Raw genomic sequence first — 18178 nt, forward strand, 5'->3', positions numbered from 1 at the left:
GGGGGCAGCGGCCTCACCTGCACGCCGCTGCCCCCACCCTCCCGCTGCGCGGGTCCCTCCCTCCCCCTGCGGAGCAGGGGGAGGGTATTGATCGTCAAGGCTCCCTTGCCACCCGAAAGCCATCCGCCACGTAGCGCACATCCGCGTCGTAGCCCAGCCGCACGGTGACGGTGATCGATTCCAGCTCGTCGCGCCAGGAGCCGCCGCGCAGCACGCGCTTCTTGCACTCCCCGGAGGTCCACGCCGTGCCGTCGGACGGCGCGCCCTTGTAGCCGGCGTTCCAGCAGTCGGCGACCCACTCGGCGACGCCGCCGTGCATGTCGTGCACGCCGAAGGCGTTCGGTCTGAAGCTGCCGACCGAGGCCGGCCGCAGCCGGTCGAAGCTGCCGCCGCAGTCGCGGCAGTTGGCGTTGCCCACCCCGCCCACCTCGCCCCAACCGTAGCGCGAGGTGGAGCCGGCGCGGGCGGCGTATTCCCACTCCGCCTCGCTGGGCAGGCGGTAGCGCTGGCCGGTCTTCTTGCCGAGCCATGCCACATAGGCCTGGGCGTCGCCCCAGTGGATGTTGTGCACCGGCGTCTCGTCGGTGGCGTTGGCCATGCGCGGCATCTCGGAACAGCCGCCGGCCTCGACGCAGGCGCGCCACTCGGCCACCGTCACCTCGTAGACGCCCAGCGCGAAGGGCTTCACCGTCACCCGGTGCGCCGGGCGCTGCGAGGTGTCGCCCTTGTCGGAGCCCATGAGGAAGCCGCCGCCGGGAACGTGCACCATCTTCGGACACTCCGCGCAGTCCTGGAAGGCGTTCGGCGTCTCGGCGCGCGGCTGCGGGTTCGTCGGGGCGGCAAGCGCCAGGCGCTGGCGATCCTCCCGGCCGGCCGGGCGCAGCGTCGGGCCGGAGAGGAAGCCCTGCACGCCGTCCTCCATGGAGACCCGGTACCAGTCGGCGTCCTGCACGCGGCCGACCACCCGCACGGTGGCGCCGCGGCCGACGCTGCCGACCACGTCGGAGCGGTTGTCCGGCCCGGCGCGCAGGCTGGCGTCGGCGACGGCGACATACATGCCGTCGGCCGAGGTCTCCACCTTCAGCTCGGCGGGCTTCGGCTGCGCCGGCGGCGGCTGGGAGGAAGGAGGGGTGGCGGCGGCGAGGCTGGTGACGCCGCCCTCGCCCTCCGCCACCAGCGACGCCAGCCGCTCGCGCGCCAGGGCGGCGTGCGGGCCTTCGGCGAACAGGCGCAGGAAGGCCTCCACCTCGCCGGCCGAGCGGCTGTCGCGCACGCGGCGCCACAGCGCCTCCTCGACGTCGCCGTCGGCCGGCGGGGCGCCGGGCGGATCCACCTCCAGGACGACGCTCTGCGCCGTGCGGCCGCCGCGGCCGTCGTCGGCCTGGATGGCGAACGCGCCGGCGCGGCCGGCGGCGCCGCGCTCCGGCTCGAAGGTCAGGCCGGCCAGCTGCTCGGGGCTGAGGCGGTCGCCGGGCTTCAGCGCACGGGTGCCGTCCTTCACCGTGCCGCGCTCCGGCACGGCGGAGACGGTGAGGGTCAGCGGGTCGCCGTCGGGATCGACCGGCGGCTCCATGCGCAGCGCCGTCGCGGCAGCGTGCACGGTGCGCTCGGCCGCCGCGATGGGCGCGCGGTTGCTCGGCTTGATGGTCACCGCGACCCGGCCGCGCGCCACCCCGCCGCGACCGTCCATCACCGCGAAGTCGAAGCTGCCGGCGTCGCCGACGTGCGAGGCGTCGGGCTTGAAGGTCACGGCGGCGAGCTGGTCCACCGTCAGGTAGTCGCCGATCAGCACCACCCGGTCGCCGATGCGCGCCGCGCCGCCGCGCGGCAGGCCGGTGACCTGGGCGAACAGCTGGTCGCCGTCCGGGTCGGTCGGGCGGGCGATGCGCATCGGCTCCGCGCCGGCGCGGTCGGACAGTTCCAGCGGCTTCAGGGCGCCCAGTTCCGGCGGGCGGTTTTCCGGCTGCGGGTTGAAGTAGAAGGGCGTGGCGCCGAGCGAGCCATAGATGTACGGCTCCTGCCGGCCCTGCGTCGTCTGCATGACGCTGTCGCGGACGCGGCGGAAGAACAGGCTCAGCTCCAGCCCCGGCACCTCCAGGTTCTTCAGCAGCGCCTCGGTGTAGGGGCTGTGCTCGCCGGCCCCGTCCTCGGCCACCGCGTCGGCGCGGGTGGCGAGCGCCACCAGGGTGTCGCTGGGCGTGTCGTCGATGCGGGCGAAGCCGGCGTGCACCTCGACCCGGCCGGGGGTGGAGCGGGCCAGACGCTCGACGAACGGGTTGTTGCGGCAGGCGTCGATGATCAGGATGCCGAGCTTGCGCGCCTGCGACACCTCGCCCAGCGGCAGGTTCAGCGGCAGCGCCTCGTAGACCAGGTCGCGCTCGCGCGCCAGCTTGGCGTCGGCCGGGATCAGGTAGTTGGTGCCGCCCACCTGCATGCCGTGCCCGGCGAAATAGATCAGCGCCACCTCGGCCTTCTGGGCGCGCACGCCGAAGTCGCGCAACGCCTCGGCCAGCCCGCGGTTGGGCAGGTCGTTGCGCTCCTCCACCACGAAGCCCAGCTTGCGCAGCGCCCCGGCGAAGGCGCGGGAATCGTTGCGGGCGTTGGGCAGCTCGGGCGCCTGGGCGTAGGTGCCGATGCCGATGACCAGCGCGATGCGCTGCGGGTCCTCGGCATGGGCAACCCCCATGGTCAGCAGCATCAGCAGGAAGATCCGAAGGAAACGCATGCCGCCGCCCACTCCACAAGGCCAAACCCACACTTGGGGATTACCGAAATGTCGTGGGAAGCGGCCTGCGGGCAAGGCGGCAGCCGGGCTACCGCCAACAGGGCGGCATACCCCTTTCCACCCTCAGCGCGCCTCCACGCGCAGGATCACCTGTCCCATCACCAGCCGCCCGGCCGCCCCGGCCAGCGCGCGCTCCAGCCGCTCCGCCTCGGCCGCCGTCAGCGGCACGAGGCCGGATGTCCGCGGCAGGGCGTCGGACAGGTCGCGCTCGGTGGCGTAGCAGCGCACCTCCTGGTCGGTGCTGGCGCGCAGCGGCATCGGCATGCGGTCCCCCGGCAGCAACAGCGGCGCGTGGCCGGACACCTGCGAGCCGCGGGAGTCGCCGGTCGGGAACAGCAGCACCGTGGTGCCCCGCCCGTCGCGCAGCGTGCAGGCGAGGTGAGCGTCGCGATTGGTCTGCACCAGCAGCCGCACCGGCTCCCCCGCCTGGTAGGAGGGGTAGGAGCCGCGGTCGGTGGACAGGTAGAGGTCGAGCGGCGCCAGCGCGTCGCGCACCGGCGTCAGCAGCGCCGCCGCCTGCGGGGTGCAGCCCGCCGCGGCGAGGCGCACCGCCAGCGCCGTGGTGTCGCCCGCCGGGTCGACGACGCGCAGCACGAGGCTGCGCCGCCCGCCGGCCGAGATCACCTCGACGGTGCGTCCGTCCACCGGCGCCACGCTGTCCGGCCAGGGGTGCTCGGCCTCGCCGGGAGCCCAGGCGACGCGGGCGCGGCGGCCCGTCGCCGGATCGGCGAGGGTGAGGTCCGGGTCCGCCGTACGCCGCAGCATCGCCGGCGCGCCGGCCGGCACGCACTGCGTCCCGCCGAGCGCTGGATCGACCGCCGGCAGCGCGCCGCCGGTCCGCGCCGGGGTCACCGCGCGAGAGGCAGCCAGTTCGTCCTGCGCCAGCAGCGGCCGGCCGAGCAGGTCGGTCAGGCGGTTGCCGCCGCTGCCACCCTGCCGCTCCAGCGGGCCGTCGTACGGCCCCTTGACGGTGAGCGTGCGGCCGTTGGCGAACAGGAAATGCGCGCTGGCGCCATCCGGCAGCCGCACGCCGGTCCCGTCGGGGATCAGCTGTCCGGGCGCATAGCCGGGTGCGGTGGCGGCGATCACCACCGCGTCCGCCGCGGCAGCGCCATGCATGGCCGGCATGCAGGCAGCAAGAGCGAAAAGGGCGGCGCGGGCAGCGTGTCGCATGGCGACCTCCTGACACGGCATATCCCAACCATCGGAGCGGCGGGGGGACTCGTCCACGTCTCCGACGGTAGATGGCGGAGTGGACCCGCCCGGTATGACCTCTTCTTCGCGCCGGAACTATGAGCCGGCTCACACCTGGGTGCAGTCCGTTCGCCAGCCCCGGCGGGGCGAGGTATCACCCGTTCCCCTTCCGCAGCGGGCGGCGGCAAAAAGGGACGGATTCGTGATTTGCATCACAGCGGTACCCCGGCCCGGCGCCTACATTGGGTCCATCGCAACCCGAACCGCCAGACGGAGGAGGTCACCATGTTCAGCGCACCGCAGCCGTTCCCGGCGGCCGACGAATTCGCCCAGCTCGGCATCCTGGAGCACGCCTACGTGAAACGCTCCAAACGCCGCGGCAGCACGTCCGTGTCGGTGCACGCCGCCGACGGCAGCTTCCTCGGCCGCTTTCCCTCCCGCGACGTCGCCTTCGCCGCGCTGCGCCTCAACGACATGGAGCCGCTGAGCGTCCACTGACGCCGCCGGCCGTCCCTGCGGCAACGCCGCGCATCCGCCTGTAACAGACATCCGCTAAAGTCCGGGACGGCCCGCGCCGTCCGTGAGCTTGGCGCGTGCCGCCTGTTTTCCGGATGGATGTGAAACGGTGCGGCCATGATCGCAAAAGCGCTGTTGCGCGCCTTGTTCCGGCTTGCCTACCGGGTCGAGGTGCGCGGGCTGGAGAACGCCCGCGCCGCCGGGGTGCCTGCCATCGTCGTCGCCAACCCGCAGTCGCGCCTCGACACCCTGCTGATCGCCGCCTTCCTGCCGGACGACGCCGTGCTGGCCGTGGACCCGCGCCGCGCCGGATCGGGCTGGGTATGGCGGATCCTCGGCCTCTTCGATACGGTGCGGCTCGCCCCCGAAAACCCCTGCGCGTTGCGCACGCTGGTCAAAGCGGTGCGCAGCGGCCGGCGTTGCGTGATCTTCCCCCAGGGCGTCGCCGACCGGGCCGAGGACCTGCCCCCGGTGTACGGCGCACCGGCGCTGGTGGCGCACGCCGCCGACGCCCCGGTGCTGCCGGTGCGCATCGACGGCGCCGTTTTCACGCCGTTCTCCTTGTTCAAGAAGAACTGGCCAAGCGTGCGCTGGTTCCCGAAGATCGCACTGACCGTGCTGCCGGCGCGCCGCCTGACGGTGGACCCTGCCCTGCGCGGCCGGGCGCGGCGGCAGGCGCTGGCGGGGGTGCTCTACGACGTGATGGCCGACGCGGCGCTGCGCGCCTACGACCGCAACCGCAGCGTCTTCGACGCGCTGCTCGACGCCCGCAGTCGGTTCGGCTACGGCGTGCCGATCCTCAACGACGCCGAGCGGCAGCCGCTGACCTACGGCCGGCTGGTGCTGGCCAGCGTGGCGCTGGGCCGGGCGCTGACCCGGCTGAGTGCCGGCGGCGAGGTGGTGGGCGTGCTGCTGCCCAACGCCAACGCGGTGGCGGTGACGCTGTTCGGCCTGCAGGCCTTCGGCCGGGTGCCGGCGCTGCTGAACTACAGCATGGGGCCGGACGCGCTGGTCTCCGCCTGCGCCACCGCCCGGGTGCGCACGGTGCTGACCTCGCGCCGCTTCATCGCGTTGGGCCGGCTGGAGCGCATCGCCGAGGCGCTGGCCGCCCATACGCGGCTGGTCTACCTGGAGGACGTGCGCAAGGAGGTCGGCACGCTCGACAAGCTCTGGGGCCTCGCGGTGTCGCGGCTGCCCGGGCTGATGCGCGGGCGGACAGCCAAGGCCGATGCCCCGGCCGCGGTGCTGTTCACCTCCGGCTCGGAGGGGACGCCCAAGGGCGTGGTGCTGAGCCACGCCAACTTCCTGTCCAACGTCGCGCAGATCGCGGCGGTGGTGGACTTGTGGCCGACCGACCGGGTGGTCAACCCGCTGCCGGTGTTCCACAGCTTCGGCCTGACAGCGGGGCTGCTGCTGCCGCTGCTGCTCGGCGTGCCGACCTGCTTCTACCCGAGCCCGCTGCACTACCGCGCGGTGGCGGAGCTGGTGGCGGAGCTGAAGGCGACCATCCTGTTCGCCACCGACACCTTCCTCACCGGCTACGCCCGCGCCGCCTCGGACGGCGAGCTGTCGTCGCTGCGCTACGCGGTGGCGGGGGCGGAGGCGGTGCGCGAGAACACGCGCCGGCTCTACCAGGAGCGCTTCGGCGTGCTCATCCTGGAGGGCTACGGCGCCACCGAGACGACGCCGGTGATGGCGGTGAACACGCCGACGCACGCGCGCCCCGACACCGTCGGCCGCTTCCTGCCGGGCATGGAGAACCGGCTGGAGCCGGTGCAGGGCGTGCACGAGGGCGGGCAGCTGTTCGTGCGCGGACCGAACGTGATGCTCGGCTACTACCTGTCCGGCCAGCCGGCGCAGCTGATCCCGCCGCCCGAGGGCTGGCACGACACCGGCGACATCGTAGTGGTCGACGCGGACGGCTACGCGTGCATCGTCGGCCGGGTGAAGCGCTTCGCCAAGCTGGGCGGCGAGATGGTGTCGCTGGCGGGGGTCGAGGCGCACGCCGCGAAGCTGTGGCCGGACGACGCGCACGCCGCCGTCGCGCTGCCCGACACCCGCAAGGGCGAGCGCATCGTCCTGCTGACCAGCCGCGCCGGCGCCCACCGCGAGGAGTTCCTCGCCTTCACCCGCGCCCACGGCATCCCGGAGCTGATGGTGCCGAAGACCGTGCTGTGGGTCGAGGCGATCCCGACCATGGGCTCGGGCAAGGCCGACTACCCGGCGGTCAAGCGCATGGCGGAGAACGCTCTGAAGGAGACGGGAGCGAAGAAGCCGGCCTGAGCGGTTCAGGCCGCCCGCACCTCGCGCAGGAAGCGGTCCACCTCGGCGCGCAGCCGGTCGGCGCCCTGGGCCAGGGTGCCGGCGGCGTCCAGCAGGTGGCCGGCCTCGGCGTTGGTCTGCGACGAGGCGCCGGTGACCGCGACGATGTTCTGCGAGACCTCCTGCGTGCCGGCTGCGGCCTGCTGCACGTTGCCGGCGATGTCGCGGGTGGCGGCGTTCTGCTGTTCGACCGCCGCCGCCACGGCGGAGGAGATCTCGTTGATGCGGGCGATGGTCTCGCCGATGCCGCGGATCGCCGCGGCGGCATCGCCGGTGACCGATTGAATCTCCTGCACCTTGGCCTGGATGTCGCCGGTGGCCCTCGCGGTCTGCGTGGCCAGGCTTTTGACCTCCTGCGCCACCACGGCGAAGCCCTTGCCCATTTCGCCGGCGCGCGCCGCTTCGATGGTCGCGTTGAGCGCCAGCAGGTTCGTCTGCGAGGCGATGGCGTTGATCAGTTCCACCACCTCGCCGATCTGGAAGGCGGCGGCGGTGAGGCCGGCCATGATCTCGTCTGTACGGCGGGCGTCCTGCACCGCCTGCACGGCGATGCCGACCGAGGTCGACATCTGGCGGCTGATCTCCTGGATCGAGGCCGACAGCTCCTCGGTGGCGCCGGCCACGGTGTTGACGTTGGCGGAGGCTTCCTCGGCCGCGGCGGCCACCGTGGTGGCGCGGTTCAGCGTGTCCTCCGCGGTTCCGGTCAGCGACGCGGCGCTCGCCTTCATGTCGCCGATCGAGGCGCTGACGGCGTCGATCACGGTCTGGACGCTCGCTTCGAAGCGGCCGGCGAGGGTGGCCAGCATGGCCTTGCGTTCGCTTTCCGCGCGCTCCTTGGTGGCGGCCTGTTCGGCCTCCAGGGCCTGCTTGGCGATGGCATGCTCGCGGAACACCCCGACCGTGCGGGCCATGTCGCCGATCTCGTCGTGACGGTCCAAACCCGGAACCGCGACGCCGGTGTGCCCGGCGGCGAGTTCCTCCATGGTGGCGCGCAGGCCGATCAGCGGGCGGACCATCCGCCGGACGGCGACCAGCCCCACCCCGCCGATCAGCAGCGCCAGCGCCCCCGACGACGCCATCAGCGTGGTCTGGAGGCGCCCCACGGATTCGAAGAAGGCGTCCTTCTTCACGCCGACGTACAGCACGCCGATGGTGCGGCCGTCGGCATCCTTGATCGGGTCGTAGCCGGTGTAATAGCTCTCGCCCAGGATATCGGCCTGCCCGCGATAAGGGACGCCGCGCGTCAGCACGGCGTCGTACACCGGCCCCGGCGCCAGCTTGGTGCCGATCGCGCGGCTGCCGTCCGGCTTGCGCACGTTGGTGGTGATCCGTGTGTCGCCGAGGAAGATCGTCGCGGTGCCGCCGACCAGCTGCTGGACCAGATCCACCCAGTCGTGGCTGTCGTTGAGCGCGACGGCGCCCGCCATCAGCTTGCCGTTCTCGACGCGAAGCGGCGTGCCCGCCTGGCGGAGCACGTTCCACGCGACGCGCATGTTGCGTTCCTGTTCGGCCGTCGCCCGGTTGTCCGCATCGGCATTCAGCATGACGACCGCGGTCCCCACCAGCGCCGCCGTGAGCACGGCCACCGCTCCGAGCATCAGGCCCACGACCCTGACCGACAGGCCGATCTTCCGGCTGGCCATGTCCGCCCCCTCAATTCCTTATTATTCTAATTGATCGTAGCCCTGAATTGTTAATGATTCCTAACCTATCAGGATTTCGGCATGAACACCGGCCGGCGACGATCAGTTGGCGCGCGCGGCTCCGCTGCAACGGGTTGCATGAGGGCAAACAGCCGATGAGACGCCAAGCCGCTTATTTTCGCAGCCAATCACATACTACTTACGAACTATATCCAGGAACCCGAGATTCTCCACCGAATAGGCCCCCAGCACCAGGGCCGCCACCAGCAGAAGGTAGGTCAGCAGGATGATGCGCCAGCCGCGGCCGGCGTGTTTCAGCTCCAGGTAGTGCAGCAGGATCTCCCGCCCCTTGAGAAAGGCGGTGACCAGCACGCCCGCCGCGCCCAGCACGCCCAGCGCCTCGTGCGCGTGGCCGGGCGCGGCGTTGCCGACGACGAGCGCGGTGACCGACAGGGCGAGCAGCACGCCCCAGGCGATGGTCAGACGGTTGATGGCCATGGCGCGCCTCAGCGGATCAGGTAGACGATGGGGTAGAGCAGCACCCAGATCAGATCGACCATGTGCCAGAAGGCGGCGCCGGTCTCCAGGTTCTCCACGCTGTTCCAGAACGACACCACCAGCAGCAGGCCGATGCCGAACACCACGTGCAGCGCATGGAAGCCGGTCAGCATGAAGTACAGGCCGAAGAAGGTGTCGCTGTCGATGGTGTAGCCGGCGCTCAGCGTCGCCGAGTACTCCATCATCTTGATGACCAGGAAGACGCTGCCGACGCCGGAGGCGGCGATGAACAGCCGGCTCGCCCTGGCCTTCAGGCCCTTGCGCCCGGCCTCGACGCCCAGTGCCACGATGTAGCCGCTGGTCACCAGCACCAGTGTGTTGAGGCCGCCCAGCAGCCGGTCGAGGTGCGCCTGCCCCGCGTCGAAGGTCGCCGGGTCGAAGGCGCGGGCGATCTCGAACCCCACGAGGGCGACGCCGAACACGGCCAGTTCGCTGAGGATCAGGATCCACATCATGAGGTTCCCCGGCAGGCCGGAGAAATCCTCGGTGCGGTGGTGGTGGTCCCCCATCCGGTTCAGGGTGGTGTCGGTCATGCTTCCAACTCGATCAGTGGCTCGTCCCCTCGGACAGCGTGATCTTGTTGTACACGTTGTATTTGCCGACCGGTTTGCGCATGCGCAAACGTTTGACCTCTTCGAAGCTCTTCGCGTCGTAGATCACCAGGGCGCCGTCGTCCTCCCACACGCTGACCAGGGCGTAGCGGCCGTCGCGGGTGAACTCGACGTGGGCGGCGGTCTTGCCGGGCTCCGGCGTGATGGTGCGGACGATCTCCAGCGTGCGCTTGTCGAGAATCGCCATGGTGTCCTTCTTCGGGCTCAGCATGGCGTCGGCCCAGGCGTAGGGGCTGTTCTCGTGGCTGCGCAGGAAGAAGCCGGGGCCGAGGCTGTCGATGCGCTTGACCGTCTTCCAGTCCTGCATGTCGATGACCGAGATGGTCGAGCCCTTGAGGTGCTGCGTCGCCATCACCCGCCGCCCATCCAGCATCCACGAGATGCCGGAGCCGAGGTGCGGCATACCCGGCAGGTCCAGCGTCGCCTCCTTGCGGCGGGCGTCGAGGTTGATCACCGTGCCCTGCGCGCCGTCGCGCGACGCGCCGATCACGCCGCTGTAGTCGGCGGTGAAGAAGAAGTCGTCCAGCGGCTCCGCCATCTCGGTCCGGCGCAGCGCGAAGCGGCCCTTGGATTCCGGCACGCCCTCGTCCAGGCCCTTCTCGTAGGTGTGGACGAGGCCGGTGTAGACCGGCGGCGCGTCGTCGTTGGTGGCGATCTCCCAGACCTCCGGGATGTCCTTCAGCGCGACGACGAAGCTCTTGCGCGGCGGGGCGGAGTAGACGGCGCTGACCCGCGAGGTCTCGCCCTTCTTGTTCGCCACCGGCATGATCTTGACGAGGCTGAGGTCGCGCGCGTCGAGGATGACCAGCGTGCGCGGCAGCGTGTTGCCGACGGCGACGAAGCGCCCGTCCTCCGACACCGCGATGTTGCGGGTGTTGATGCCGGCGCGCACCTCGGCGACCGTCTGCAGGCTGTAGAGGTCGTAGACGGCGATCCAGCCGTCGCGCGAGGCGAAGTAGGCGAAGCGGCCGTCCGGCGAGTACTTCACGCCGCCGTGCAGCGCGAAGCGGCTCTGGAAGCGGTCCAGCGGCTCCAGCTTGTCGCCGTCGAGGATGGTGACGTGGTGGTCGCCGGCCTCCACCACCGTGAACAGGTTCAGTGGGTCGGCCTGGAACACCGGCTTGGCCGGCAGCTGGTCGCGCGTCTTGTAGACGACGTGCGTGCCCTTGATGTCGGCTTCGGCCCATTTCGGGTCGCTGTCCGGCGCCTTGAAGATGAAGGCCGCGAGGTCCTTCACCTGCTGCTCGTTCAGCTTGTCGGCGAAGGCCGGCATCTGCGTGGCCGGGCGCCCTTGGGCGATCACCTTGGCGGCCTCGGCGGGCTTCAGGCGGCCGAGGTTGTCGGGCAGCAGCGCCGGGCCGATGGCGCCGAGCCGGTCGCCGCCGTGGCAGGCGGCGCAGTGCTCGGCGTAGGTGGCGGCGGCGCCCTCCAGGGCGGACGCGGTTCCGGGGAGCAGCGCCAGCAGCGCAGCGGCGAGAAGAATGGACTTACGCATGGCACGGCTCCGCGATGCGGATTTCGTCGTCGGTCAGGTAGCAGCCGGGATCCTCGGCCCACGGGTCGCCGGTGGTCTGGAACGCGCGCACCCGCGTGTTGCCGTTGCAGATGCCGAGGTGCGAACAGGACGCGCAGCGGCCGGTAACCGGGCGCGGGCGCTGCTTCAGCGCCGCCAGCAGCGGGTCGGACAGGTCGGTCCAGATGTCGCCGAAGGGGCGCTTGCGGACGTTGCCGAGCGTGTGGTCGCCCCACATGGTGTCGGGGTGGACGTCGCCCTGGGTGTCGATGTTGGCGATGTTGACGCCCGATGCGTTGCCACCCCAGCGCTGCAGGATCTTGGCGAAGGCCGCGGCCTTGTCCGGCAGGTGCCGGCGCACCCAGTGCAGCATGTAGACGCCGTCGGCGTCGTTGTTGCCGGTGACGATCTCGCGGTGGCGGCCGGCAGTGGCGTCGTCGTAGGCGGTCTCGAACAGGTAGTCCATGGCGTGGCGCGTCGTCGCGTGCAGCGCGTCGCGCTCGCGGTTGGTGTTGCCGCGCCCGGCGTAGTTGAGGTGCGACAGGTAGAACTTCTCGATGTCCTCGGTCAGCATCAGGTCGAGCAGCGCCGGCATGTCCTGCGCCGTCTGCTCGGTCAGCGTCAGGCGGATGCCGACCTTGATGCCGGCCTGCCGGCACAGGCGGATGCCGTGCAGCGAGGACTGGAAGGCGCCCTTGCGGCGGCGGAAGAAGTCGTGCGTCTCCTCCAGCCCGTCGAGGCTGACGCCGACGTAGTCGTACTCGGCGGCCTTGATGGCGTCGATGCGGCTCCCGTCGATCAGCGTGCCGTTGGAGGACAGGCCGACGTAGAAGCCCAGCTCCTTGGCGCGCGCGGAGATCTCGAAGATGTCCGGCCGCATCAGCGGCTCGCCGCCCGACAGGATCAGGACGGGGACGCGGAACGCCTTGAGATCGTCCAGGACGCGGAACGCCTCGGCCGTGGAGAGTTCGCCGGGAAAGTCGTGATCGGCGGAGAAGGAGTAGCAGTGCAGGCAGGACAGGTTGCAGCGCCGCACCAGGTTCCAGATGACCACGGGTCCGAGAGGGCCGGAGGACGGGTGCGGGGCGGCCCGGCGCGGCGCCTCGGACGGGGCGACCGGCGCGACCAGGGCGCGCATGTACTGGCTCAAGCGGAACATCGGACGGAGACTCCCTGCCGTTCAGCCCATTGATACGGCGGAGGAAGCGGCGGTCACTTGACCGAAGTCATGTCGGCTCGGGGCCCGGCTTTTGTTGCCATATGGACAACAGCGTGTTGGGAAGCCGCATCTTTGTATCGCCGTTCGGATCGAATACATCTGAGACGACCACAGGATTTCGGAGTTTCCCATGCCGCTCGACACCGTCTCCCTTCAGCCCGCGACCGCCCTGGACCAGCCGGCGCTGGACCGGCTCTTCCTGGAGGCGCGGACCCACAACGGCTGGCTCGACCGCCCGGTGTCCGACGACCTGCTGCGGCAGGTCTACGACCTCGCCCGCATGGGGCCAACGGCGGTCAACACCCAGCCCATGCGCCTCGTCTTCGTCCGCACGCCGGAGGGCAAGGAGCGCCTGAAGCCGGCGCTGTCCGCTGGCAACGTCGAGAAGACCATGGCCGCCCCGGTCACCGCCATCGTCGGGTACGACCTGGACTTCGTGGACACGCTGCCGCGGGTCTTCCCGCACGTGGACGCCCGCCCGTGGTTCGCCGGCAACGACGCGATGATCCGGGAATCGGCGTTCCGCAACAGCTCGCTGCAGGGCGCCTACCTGATGCTGGCCGCCCGCGCGGTGGGCCTGGACGTCGGCCCGATGTCGGGCTTCGACGCCGCCAAGGTGGAGGCGGAGTTCTTCCCGGGCCGGAACGTGCGGGCGAACTTCCTGTGCAACCTCGGTTACGGCGACGCCGCCAAGCTGTTCCCGCGCAGCCCGCGTCTGGACTTCGAGGACGTGGCGGTGTTGGCGTAAGCGTCGTCCCGTTTGCCCCCACCCTCCCCGCTACGCAGGGGAGGGCCAGGCTCCCCTCCCCTGCGACAGCGGGGGAGGGGTCGGGGGTGGGGGCGAGAGTCACCCCTGGATGCGCAGCCCGGTCTTCTTGAGGATCTTCGTCGAGTACAGCACCGTGTGGCTGCGCGCCAGATCGCCCAGCAGCGCCGCCATCTCCATCACCCGCGCCTCGACCTGGGCGCGGTCCTTCGCGTGGACCATGGCGAACAGCGTGTACGGCCACTCCGGCGGCTTGGCCGGGCGGCGGTAGCAGTGGCTGACATACTCCAGCGCGGCGAGGCGCTGCCCGGCCTCGTCGATGACGTCCAGCGGCACCTCCCACACCGTCATGCCGTTGGCGGTGTAGCCGAGCCGGTAGTGGTTGGGCACCGCGGCGACGCGGCGGACGATGCCCTGGTCCTGCATGAAGCGGAAGCGGGCGATCACCTCGGCCTCGGGAATGCCGACCTGTTCGGCCACCGCGGCGAAGGGGCGCGCCACGATGGGGAGGCCCTCCTGCGTCGCCAGCATGATGCGGCGGTCGATCTCGTCGAGGATGGACGCGTCGCTCATGCCTTGAACCTCAGGTTCAGGTAATACTCGGCGAGCTTCGGGAACGGGTAGACCGGCAGCCCGGTGCGCTCCTCGATGGCGGCGCACACCGCGGCGACGCGCTCCGGCGTCTCGGTGGCGACGACGAACCACATGTTCAGCGCGTGCTCGCGGGCGTAGTTGTGCGCCACCTCGGGGAAGGCGTTGACCTGTCCGGCGACGCGGTCGAAGTCCTCCGCCGGGACCGCCATCGCGGCCAGCGTCAGGCCGCCGCCCATCCGTTCGGCGTGGAACATCGGGCCGAAGCGGCTGAGCACGCCGGCCCCCTTCATCGCCGCGACGCGGGCCAGCACCGCGTCCTCGGACAGGCCCAGTTCCTCCCCCACCGCGGCGAAGGGGCGGTCGACCAGGGGAATGCCGTCCTGCAGGCGGTTCAGCAGGGCGCGGTCGGTGGCGTCCAGTTCCATCACGCCCCCTCCATCATGCCCGGCGGGCGCCGTAGCACGGCGCGGTCTGCTTGAAGCGCCGCACGGTGAACAGCAGCTCGCGCCGCACGCCGGTCAGGCCGCAGCTCTCGGCGAGGGCCTCGACGCAGCGCGCCACCTCGTCGGGGTCGCGGCCGTGGATCATGGTGAACAGGTTGTACGGCCACTCCGCCCCGCGGCGCGGCCGCTGATAGCACAGCGAGACGCCGCGGCAGCCGGCCAGCCGCTCGCCGGCCGCGTCCACCACGTCGTCGGGGATGTCCCAGACCACCATGGCGTTGGATGTGTAGCCCAGCGCCTGATGGTCGACGATGACGCCGAAGCGCGACACGGCGCCGGTCTCGGTCAGCCGGGCGATCTCGGCGATTACGTCGTCCTCGGTCGCGCCGATGTCCTCGGCGACGGCGCGGTACGGCCGGTCCACCAGCGGCAGGCCGCGGCGCAGCCAGCCCAGCAGGCGCTCTCGCGCGATCAGTTCCATAGCGGGAACCCCAAATCCAGGCGGTGGGCGCGCACCAGCGGAAACTCCTGCACCTCCAGCCCGGTGGCGCGGGAGATGGCGGCCATCACGCCCTCCACCCGCTCGCGGGCCGGCGCAGTGACGACGAACCACAGGTTCAGGCGGTGGGCGCGCTGGTAGTTGTGGTTGACCTCCTCGAAGCCGTCGACCAGGGCGGCCACGCCTTCCAGCCGCTCCTCCGGCACCGCCATGGCGGCCAGCGTCGAGGAGCCGACGCGGTGCGGCCGGAACGTCGCGCCGACGCGCGCCACGGCGCCTTCCGCCTTGAGGCGCGACAGCCGTTCCAGCACCTCGCCCTCGGTGCAGCCGAGACGGCCGGCGATCGCCGCGTAGGGGCGCGGATCCAGCGGGAAGCCGCGCTGGAACTCGTCGAGCAGGCGGCGGTCGAGATCGTCCATCATGCGGTCCCTAGGTTCTTTACGCTGTCCCGCCTCCCGTCATCCCCGCGAAAGCGGGGATCCAGTGCGAGCGTCCGCGAGCCACATGACTCTTGTCGCCGCTGTCGCGGCTCACGCTGGATCCCCGCTTTCGCGGGGATGACGAAGAAAAGCGGCATCCTCAGAGCCCGATCTTGTTGGCGCGCGCGGTGAACAGGATACCGCTGGGCTTGTCGGCCTTGAACTGCGACACCTCGTCCAGCGTGCCGGTGTCGTAGATCTTGACGGCGTCCTTGTCGCGCACCGAGACCCACACGGTCTCGCCGCGCGGCGTGAACTCGAAGTGCAGGACGCCGGGGCCGGGCTCCAGCGTCTTCTGCACGCTCAGGCTCGGCACGTCGATCACCTGCATGAAGCCGTTGTCGGGCAGCGCGAAGTTCACCCACACCTGCCGCCCGTCCGGGCGCGGCATGACGAAGACCGGCTGGCCCTTGACCGGCACTCGGCCGACCTCCTTCCAGGTCCGGACGTCCACCACCAGCACCTCGTGCCGGCCGATGGCGGGCAGGAACATCTTGCCGTCGGCGAAGCCCCAGCCGCGCAGGTGCGGCATCTTGAACACCGGCAGCGCCGGGTCGCCCTTGCCGTAGCCGTCGAGGATGCGCTGCACCCCCTTGTCCGGGTTCCACATGTCCAGGAGGGCCAAGCCGTCCTCGCCGAACAGGCCGGCGATGTACCAGCGGCCGTCGGGCGTGATCAGGCCGTCGTAGGGCTGCCTGCCGGCGTTCTTGAACTTCCGCACCTGCGGGTTCTTCGGGTCGGCAAGGTCGGCCACCCAGATCTCGCCGGCCTCGTACAACGTCCAGACGAAGCGCTTGCCCGGCGCGTCGGCGAGGCCGACGACCTTGGAGCGCGCCCCGCCCTCCCCGTAGGTCGCCGGGATGTCGGCGAGCTGGTCGAGGGTGACCGCGTCGAAGATCTTCACGCCGCCGGGCTCGTAGTTCTGCACGGCGATCAGCGTGCCGTCCTGCGAGATCGAGCCGCCGATCGAGTTACCGGCCTGCATGACGCGCTTGACCAGCGTGTTGGTCAGGATGTCCACCTTGGACAGCCCGCCGTCGCGGCCGAAGACGTAGGCGTAGCGCCCGTCGCGCGAGAACACCGCGGCGGCGTGGCTGAGGTCGCCCAGCCCCTCCACCTCGCCCAGCACGGTGCGCCTGGTGGTTTCCACCACCAGCACCTTGCCGATGGCGCGCTCGACGACGATGCCCATGTCGTTGGTGCCGCGCGGCTCGCCCGCAAAGGCGGTGCCCGCGATCAGGGAGGCCAGGAGGCCGGAGTACAGAAGCTTGGCGATCATTGGTCCAGTCCCCGGCGCAGGCGCGCGATCATCCAGCGCGCCTCGGGTTGGGTGAGAAGGCTGCGCCACGGCGGCATCGGCGTGCCCGGGATGCCGTCCAGCACGACGTCGGCGAGCGCGTCCTCGGACTTGCCCTCCAGCTGCTCGGGCAGCAGCGGCGAGCCGAGCCCGCCCTTGAACGTCATGCCGTGGCAGGACCCGCAGTCCTGGCGCAGCATGTAGTCCAGCTCGGATTGGCGGGCCGGCGAGGGAATCGGATCGCCGGCCCAGGCCGGTGCCGCGACCCCATAAAACAGGATGGGCACCGCAGCGGCCAGCAGAAACAGGTTACGCATTCACCGCCTCCAGCAGCGGTTCCGCCGCCTCGAACCACGCGAGCTTGGGCGCCAGCGAGACGACGCGGCCGATGATGATCAGGCACGGCGGCGGCAGGTCGGCGCCGGCGACGCGCTCGGGCAGGTCGGCCAGCGTGCCGGTGGCGAGCGCCTGCCGGTCGGTTGTGCCGGCGGCAACCACCGCGGCGGGGGTGGCGGGGTCCATGCCGGCGTCGAGCAGCCGGGCGCGGATCTCGCCCAGGTTCATCAGCGCCATGTAGAGCACCAGCGTGGTGTTGGGGTCGGCCATGCTGGCCCAGTCGTGCTCCAGCGCCTCGTCGTCCTTGCCGTGGCCGGTGACGAAGCGCACGCCGGTCGCCAGCCCGCGGTGCGTCAGCGGGATGCCGGCGTAGGCGCCGCAGCCGGTGGCAGCGGTCACGCCGGGGACGATCTCGAAGGGGATGCCGTGCTCGCCGAGCGCCAGCGCTTCCTCGCTGCCGCGGCCGAACACGTAGGGGTCGCCGCCCTTCAACCGCACCACCCGGCGGCCGGACAGGCCGAGGCGCACCAGGATGGCGTTGATCTCGTGCTGCGGCACCGCGTGGTTGCGCGGCGCCTTGCCGACGAAGACGCGCTCGGCCCGGCGCGGGATCAGATCGACGATGCCGGCACCGACGAGGCGGTCGTAGACCACCACCTCGGCCTCCCGGATCAATCGGAGCGCCTTGACGGTCAGAAGGTCCGGATCGCCCGGCCCCGCACCCACCAGATACACTCGTCCGCCGGCCATGGGTCTTCCGCTCGCTGGGGATTGGAGGCGACGCCTCCCCGATGGCCGGCATGCTCGCCCAATTCCGCAAGGATTTGCTTGACCGTTGTCAAGTCGGGGGTGGGCTTACGGTTCCACCACGACTTCGCCCTTCATCTCGGGGCGCTCCTTGTGCGCCTCGCAGACGTAGGGGTAGCGGCCGGGTGCCGCGAAGGTGCGCCGGAAGGCGTCACCGGGCATCAGGCGCTCCGAGGCGGCACCGCCTTCCATGAAGGTGATGTCGTGGCTGGTGCGCTTCTCGTCGTTGCGCCATTCCACCGTGTCGCCGGCCTTCACCACCACCGTCTGCCGGTCGTAGCGGTAGTTGGCGATGCTGACCACCGTTTCCCCCGCCTGCACCGTCCCGGCCGCCAGCACGGCCAGGACCCCCGAAGCGAACCGCAGCATGGACTCTCCTCCCTCAGAAACGGCAAAGGCGGCGCCGGAGCGCCGCCTTTTCCCGATCGGTGCCGCACGCACCTGAGTTTACTGCTTCACCACGTTGATGCCAGCCTCGGCGTTGTCCAGCCCCAGCTTGTAGTCCACCGAGACGTGGTGGAAGCGGGCGTTGGTGTGGTCGTCGTGGATGGCGAAGCCGATGGTGTAGGCCTTGCCCGGCTCGATGCTGATGTCGC

The 18178-nt window shown here is 71.0% G+C and carries 18 protein-coding genes; 3 read left to right on the top strand and 15 right to left on the bottom strand.

Going from position 1 to position 18178, the window contains the following annotated elements:
* Positions 1-94: 94 nt before the first annotated feature.
* Positions 95-2725 carry an SUMF1/EgtB/PvdO family nonheme iron enzyme gene (locus TSO221_RS24855; protein ID WP_109121208.1) on the bottom strand — a complete coding sequence of 877 codons (2631 nt, stop codon included), beginning with the start codon at positions 2723-2725 and terminating at the stop codon, positions 95-97.
* Positions 2726-2848: 123 nt separating this feature from the next.
* Positions 2849-3958 (bottom strand): DUF4384 domain-containing protein, encoded by a 1110-nt coding sequence (locus tag TSO221_RS24860; protein WP_158284202.1) that lies wholly within the window; start codon positions 3956-3958, stop codon positions 2849-2851.
* 306 nt (positions 3959-4264) lie between these two features.
* Between TSO221_RS24860 and TSO221_RS24865 the strand changes: the two genes are divergently transcribed.
* Entirely contained in the window at positions 4265-4477 is a 213-nt protein-coding gene (locus TSO221_RS24865) for a hypothetical protein (RefSeq protein WP_109121210.1), read from the top strand.
* Between the two features lie 135 nt (positions 4478-4612).
* Positions 4613-6778, top strand: coding sequence for an AMP-binding protein (locus TSO221_RS24870; RefSeq protein ID WP_109121211.1), 2166 nt, complete (start codon positions 4613-4615; stop codon positions 6776-6778).
* Positions 6779-6783: 5 nt separating this feature from the next.
* Here the strand turns inward: TSO221_RS24870 and TSO221_RS24875 are convergent, their stop codons facing one another.
* The 5 genes from TSO221_RS24875 to nirJ form a co-directional block, all read right to left on the bottom strand.
* The gene (locus TSO221_RS24875) at positions 6784-8460 is read right to left on the bottom strand and encodes a cache domain-containing protein (RefSeq protein WP_109121212.1); all 1677 of its coding nucleotides are present in this window, start codon (positions 8458-8460) and stop codon (positions 6784-6786) included.
* Between the two features lie 195 nt (positions 8461-8655).
* Entirely contained in the window at positions 8656-8958 is a 303-nt protein-coding gene (locus TSO221_RS24880) for a cytochrome C oxidase subunit IV family protein (RefSeq protein ID WP_247878247.1), read from the bottom strand.
* Positions 8959-8966: 8 nt separating this feature from the next.
* Positions 8967-9551 carry a cytochrome c oxidase subunit 3 family protein gene (locus tag TSO221_RS24885; protein WP_247878249.1) on the bottom strand — a complete coding sequence of 195 codons (585 nt, stop codon included), beginning with the start codon at positions 9549-9551 and terminating at the stop codon, positions 8967-8969.
* 13 nt (positions 9552-9564) lie between these two features.
* Positions 9565-11124, bottom strand: a complete 1560-nt coding sequence (locus TSO221_RS24890) for a nitrite reductase (RefSeq protein ID WP_109121213.1) — start codon at positions 11122-11124, stop codon at positions 9565-9567.
* Positions 11117-12301 (bottom strand): heme d1 biosynthesis radical SAM protein NirJ, encoded by a 1185-nt coding sequence (nirJ, locus tag TSO221_RS24895; RefSeq protein ID WP_109121214.1) that lies wholly within the window; start codon positions 12299-12301, stop codon positions 11117-11119. The genes TSO221_RS24890 and nirJ overlap by 8 nt, the downstream gene beginning before the upstream one ends.
* Positions 12302-12491: 190 nt before the next feature.
* Between nirJ and TSO221_RS24900 the strand changes: the two genes are divergently transcribed.
* Positions 12492-13109 (top strand): malonic semialdehyde reductase, encoded by a 618-nt coding sequence (locus tag TSO221_RS24900; protein ID WP_109121215.1) that lies wholly within the window; start codon positions 12492-12494, stop codon positions 13107-13109.
* A gap of 99 nt (positions 13110-13208) precedes the next feature.
* On the opposite strand, the gene TSO221_RS24905 is transcribed toward TSO221_RS24900, so the two are convergent.
* The 8 genes from TSO221_RS24905 to TSO221_RS24935 all read right to left on the bottom strand — a co-directional run bounded on the left by TSO221_RS24905 (position 13209) and on the right by TSO221_RS24935 (position 17951).
* Positions 13209-13700: an AsnC family transcriptional regulator gene (locus TSO221_RS24905; RefSeq protein WP_109121216.1), complete on the bottom strand. Its 492-nt coding sequence runs from the start codon at positions 13698-13700 to the stop codon at positions 13209-13211.
* Positions 13697-14146, bottom strand: coding sequence for an AsnC family transcriptional regulator (locus TSO221_RS24910; RefSeq protein WP_247878251.1), 450 nt, complete (start codon positions 14144-14146; stop codon positions 13697-13699). The genes TSO221_RS24905 and TSO221_RS24910 overlap by 4 nt, the downstream gene beginning before the upstream one ends.
* A gap of 13 nt (positions 14147-14159) precedes the next feature.
* The gene (locus TSO221_RS36075; protein ID WP_199229614.1) at positions 14160-14645 is read right to left on the bottom strand and encodes an AsnC family protein; all 486 of its coding nucleotides are present in this window, start codon (positions 14643-14645) and stop codon (positions 14160-14162) included.
* Entirely contained in the window at positions 14636-15085 is a 450-nt protein-coding gene (locus tag TSO221_RS36080; protein ID WP_247878253.1) for an AsnC family transcriptional regulator, read from the bottom strand. Before TSO221_RS36080 ends, TSO221_RS36075 begins: the two co-directional genes overlap by 10 nt.
* A gap of 157 nt (positions 15086-15242) precedes the next feature.
* Positions 15243-16421, bottom strand: coding sequence for a cytochrome D1 domain-containing protein (locus TSO221_RS24920; RefSeq protein WP_109121217.1), 1179 nt, complete (start codon positions 16419-16421; stop codon positions 15243-15245).
* On the bottom strand, positions 16418-16756 hold the full coding sequence (locus TSO221_RS24925; protein ID WP_109121218.1) for a cytochrome c: 339 nt from the start codon (positions 16754-16756) through the stop codon (positions 16418-16420). The genes TSO221_RS24920 and TSO221_RS24925 overlap by 4 nt, the downstream gene beginning before the upstream one ends.
* On the bottom strand, positions 16749-17525 hold the full coding sequence (gene cobA, locus TSO221_RS24930; RefSeq protein ID WP_109121219.1) for a uroporphyrinogen-III C-methyltransferase: 777 nt from the start codon (positions 17523-17525) through the stop codon (positions 16749-16751). Before cobA ends, TSO221_RS24925 begins: the two co-directional genes overlap by 8 nt.
* A 105-nt stretch (positions 17526-17630) precedes the next feature.
* On the bottom strand, positions 17631-17951 hold the full coding sequence (locus TSO221_RS24935; protein WP_109121220.1) for a plastocyanin/azurin family copper-binding protein: 321 nt from the start codon (positions 17949-17951) through the stop codon (positions 17631-17633).
* Positions 17952-18178 lie beyond the last annotated feature (227 nt).

Source organism: Azospirillum sp. TSO22-1 (assembly GCF_003116015.1).
Classification (GTDB): domain Bacteria; phylum Pseudomonadota; class Alphaproteobacteria; order Azospirillales; family Azospirillaceae; genus Azospirillum.

Excerpts from the sequence above, each read along its gene's own strand:
- TSO221_RS24855 (WP_109121208.1), bottom strand. The coding sequence starts at position 2,725 with ATGCGTTTCCTTCGGATCTTCCTGCTGATGCTGCTGACCATGGGGGTT.
- TSO221_RS24860 (WP_158284202.1), bottom strand. The coding sequence starts at position 3,958 with ATGCGACACGCTGCCCGCGCCGCCCTTTTCGCTCTTGCTGCCTGCATG.
- TSO221_RS24865 (WP_109121210.1), top strand. The coding sequence starts at position 4,265 with ATGTTCAGCGCACCGCAGCCGTTCCCGGCGGCCGACGAATTCGCCCAG.
- TSO221_RS24870 (WP_109121211.1), top strand. The coding sequence starts at position 4,613 with ATGATCGCAAAAGCGCTGTTGCGCGCCTTGTTCCGGCTTGCCTACCGG.
- TSO221_RS24875 (WP_109121212.1), bottom strand. The coding sequence starts at position 8,460 with ATGGCCAGCCGGAAGATCGGCCTGTCGGTCAGGGTCGTGGGCCTGATG.
- TSO221_RS24880 (WP_247878247.1), bottom strand. The coding sequence starts at position 8,958 with ATGGCCATCAACCGTCTGACCATCGCCTGGGGCGTGCTGCTCGCCCTG.
- TSO221_RS24885 (WP_247878249.1), bottom strand. The coding sequence starts at position 9,551 with ATGACCGACACCACCCTGAACCGGATGGGGGACCACCACCACCGCACC.
- TSO221_RS24890 (WP_109121213.1), bottom strand. The coding sequence starts at position 11,124 with ATGCGTAAGTCCATTCTTCTCGCCGCTGCGCTGCTGGCGCTGCTCCCC.
- nirJ (WP_109121214.1), bottom strand. The coding sequence starts at position 12,301 with ATGTTCCGCTTGAGCCAGTACATGCGCGCCCTGGTCGCGCCGGTCGCC.
- TSO221_RS24900 (WP_109121215.1), top strand. The coding sequence starts at position 12,492 with ATGCCGCTCGACACCGTCTCCCTTCAGCCCGCGACCGCCCTGGACCAG.
- TSO221_RS24905 (WP_109121216.1), bottom strand. The coding sequence starts at position 13,700 with ATGAGCGACGCGTCCATCCTCGACGAGATCGACCGCCGCATCATGCTG.
- TSO221_RS24910 (WP_247878251.1), bottom strand. The coding sequence starts at position 14,146 with ATGGAACTGGACGCCACCGACCGCGCCCTGCTGAACCGCCTGCAGGAC.
- TSO221_RS36075 (WP_199229614.1), bottom strand. The coding sequence starts at position 14,645 with ATGGAACTGATCGCGCGAGAGCGCCTGCTGGGCTGGCTGCGCCGCGGC.
- TSO221_RS36080 (WP_247878253.1), bottom strand. The coding sequence starts at position 15,085 with ATGATGGACGATCTCGACCGCCGCCTGCTCGACGAGTTCCAGCGCGGC.
- TSO221_RS24920 (WP_109121217.1), bottom strand. The coding sequence starts at position 16,421 with ATGATCGCCAAGCTTCTGTACTCCGGCCTCCTGGCCTCCCTGATCGCG.
- TSO221_RS24925 (WP_109121218.1), bottom strand. The coding sequence starts at position 16,756 with ATGCGTAACCTGTTTCTGCTGGCCGCTGCGGTGCCCATCCTGTTTTAT.
- cobA (WP_109121219.1), bottom strand. The coding sequence starts at position 17,525 with ATGGCCGGCGGACGAGTGTATCTGGTGGGTGCGGGGCCGGGCGATCCG.
- TSO221_RS24935 (WP_109121220.1), bottom strand. The coding sequence starts at position 17,951 with ATGCTGCGGTTCGCTTCGGGGGTCCTGGCCGTGCTGGCGGCCGGGACG.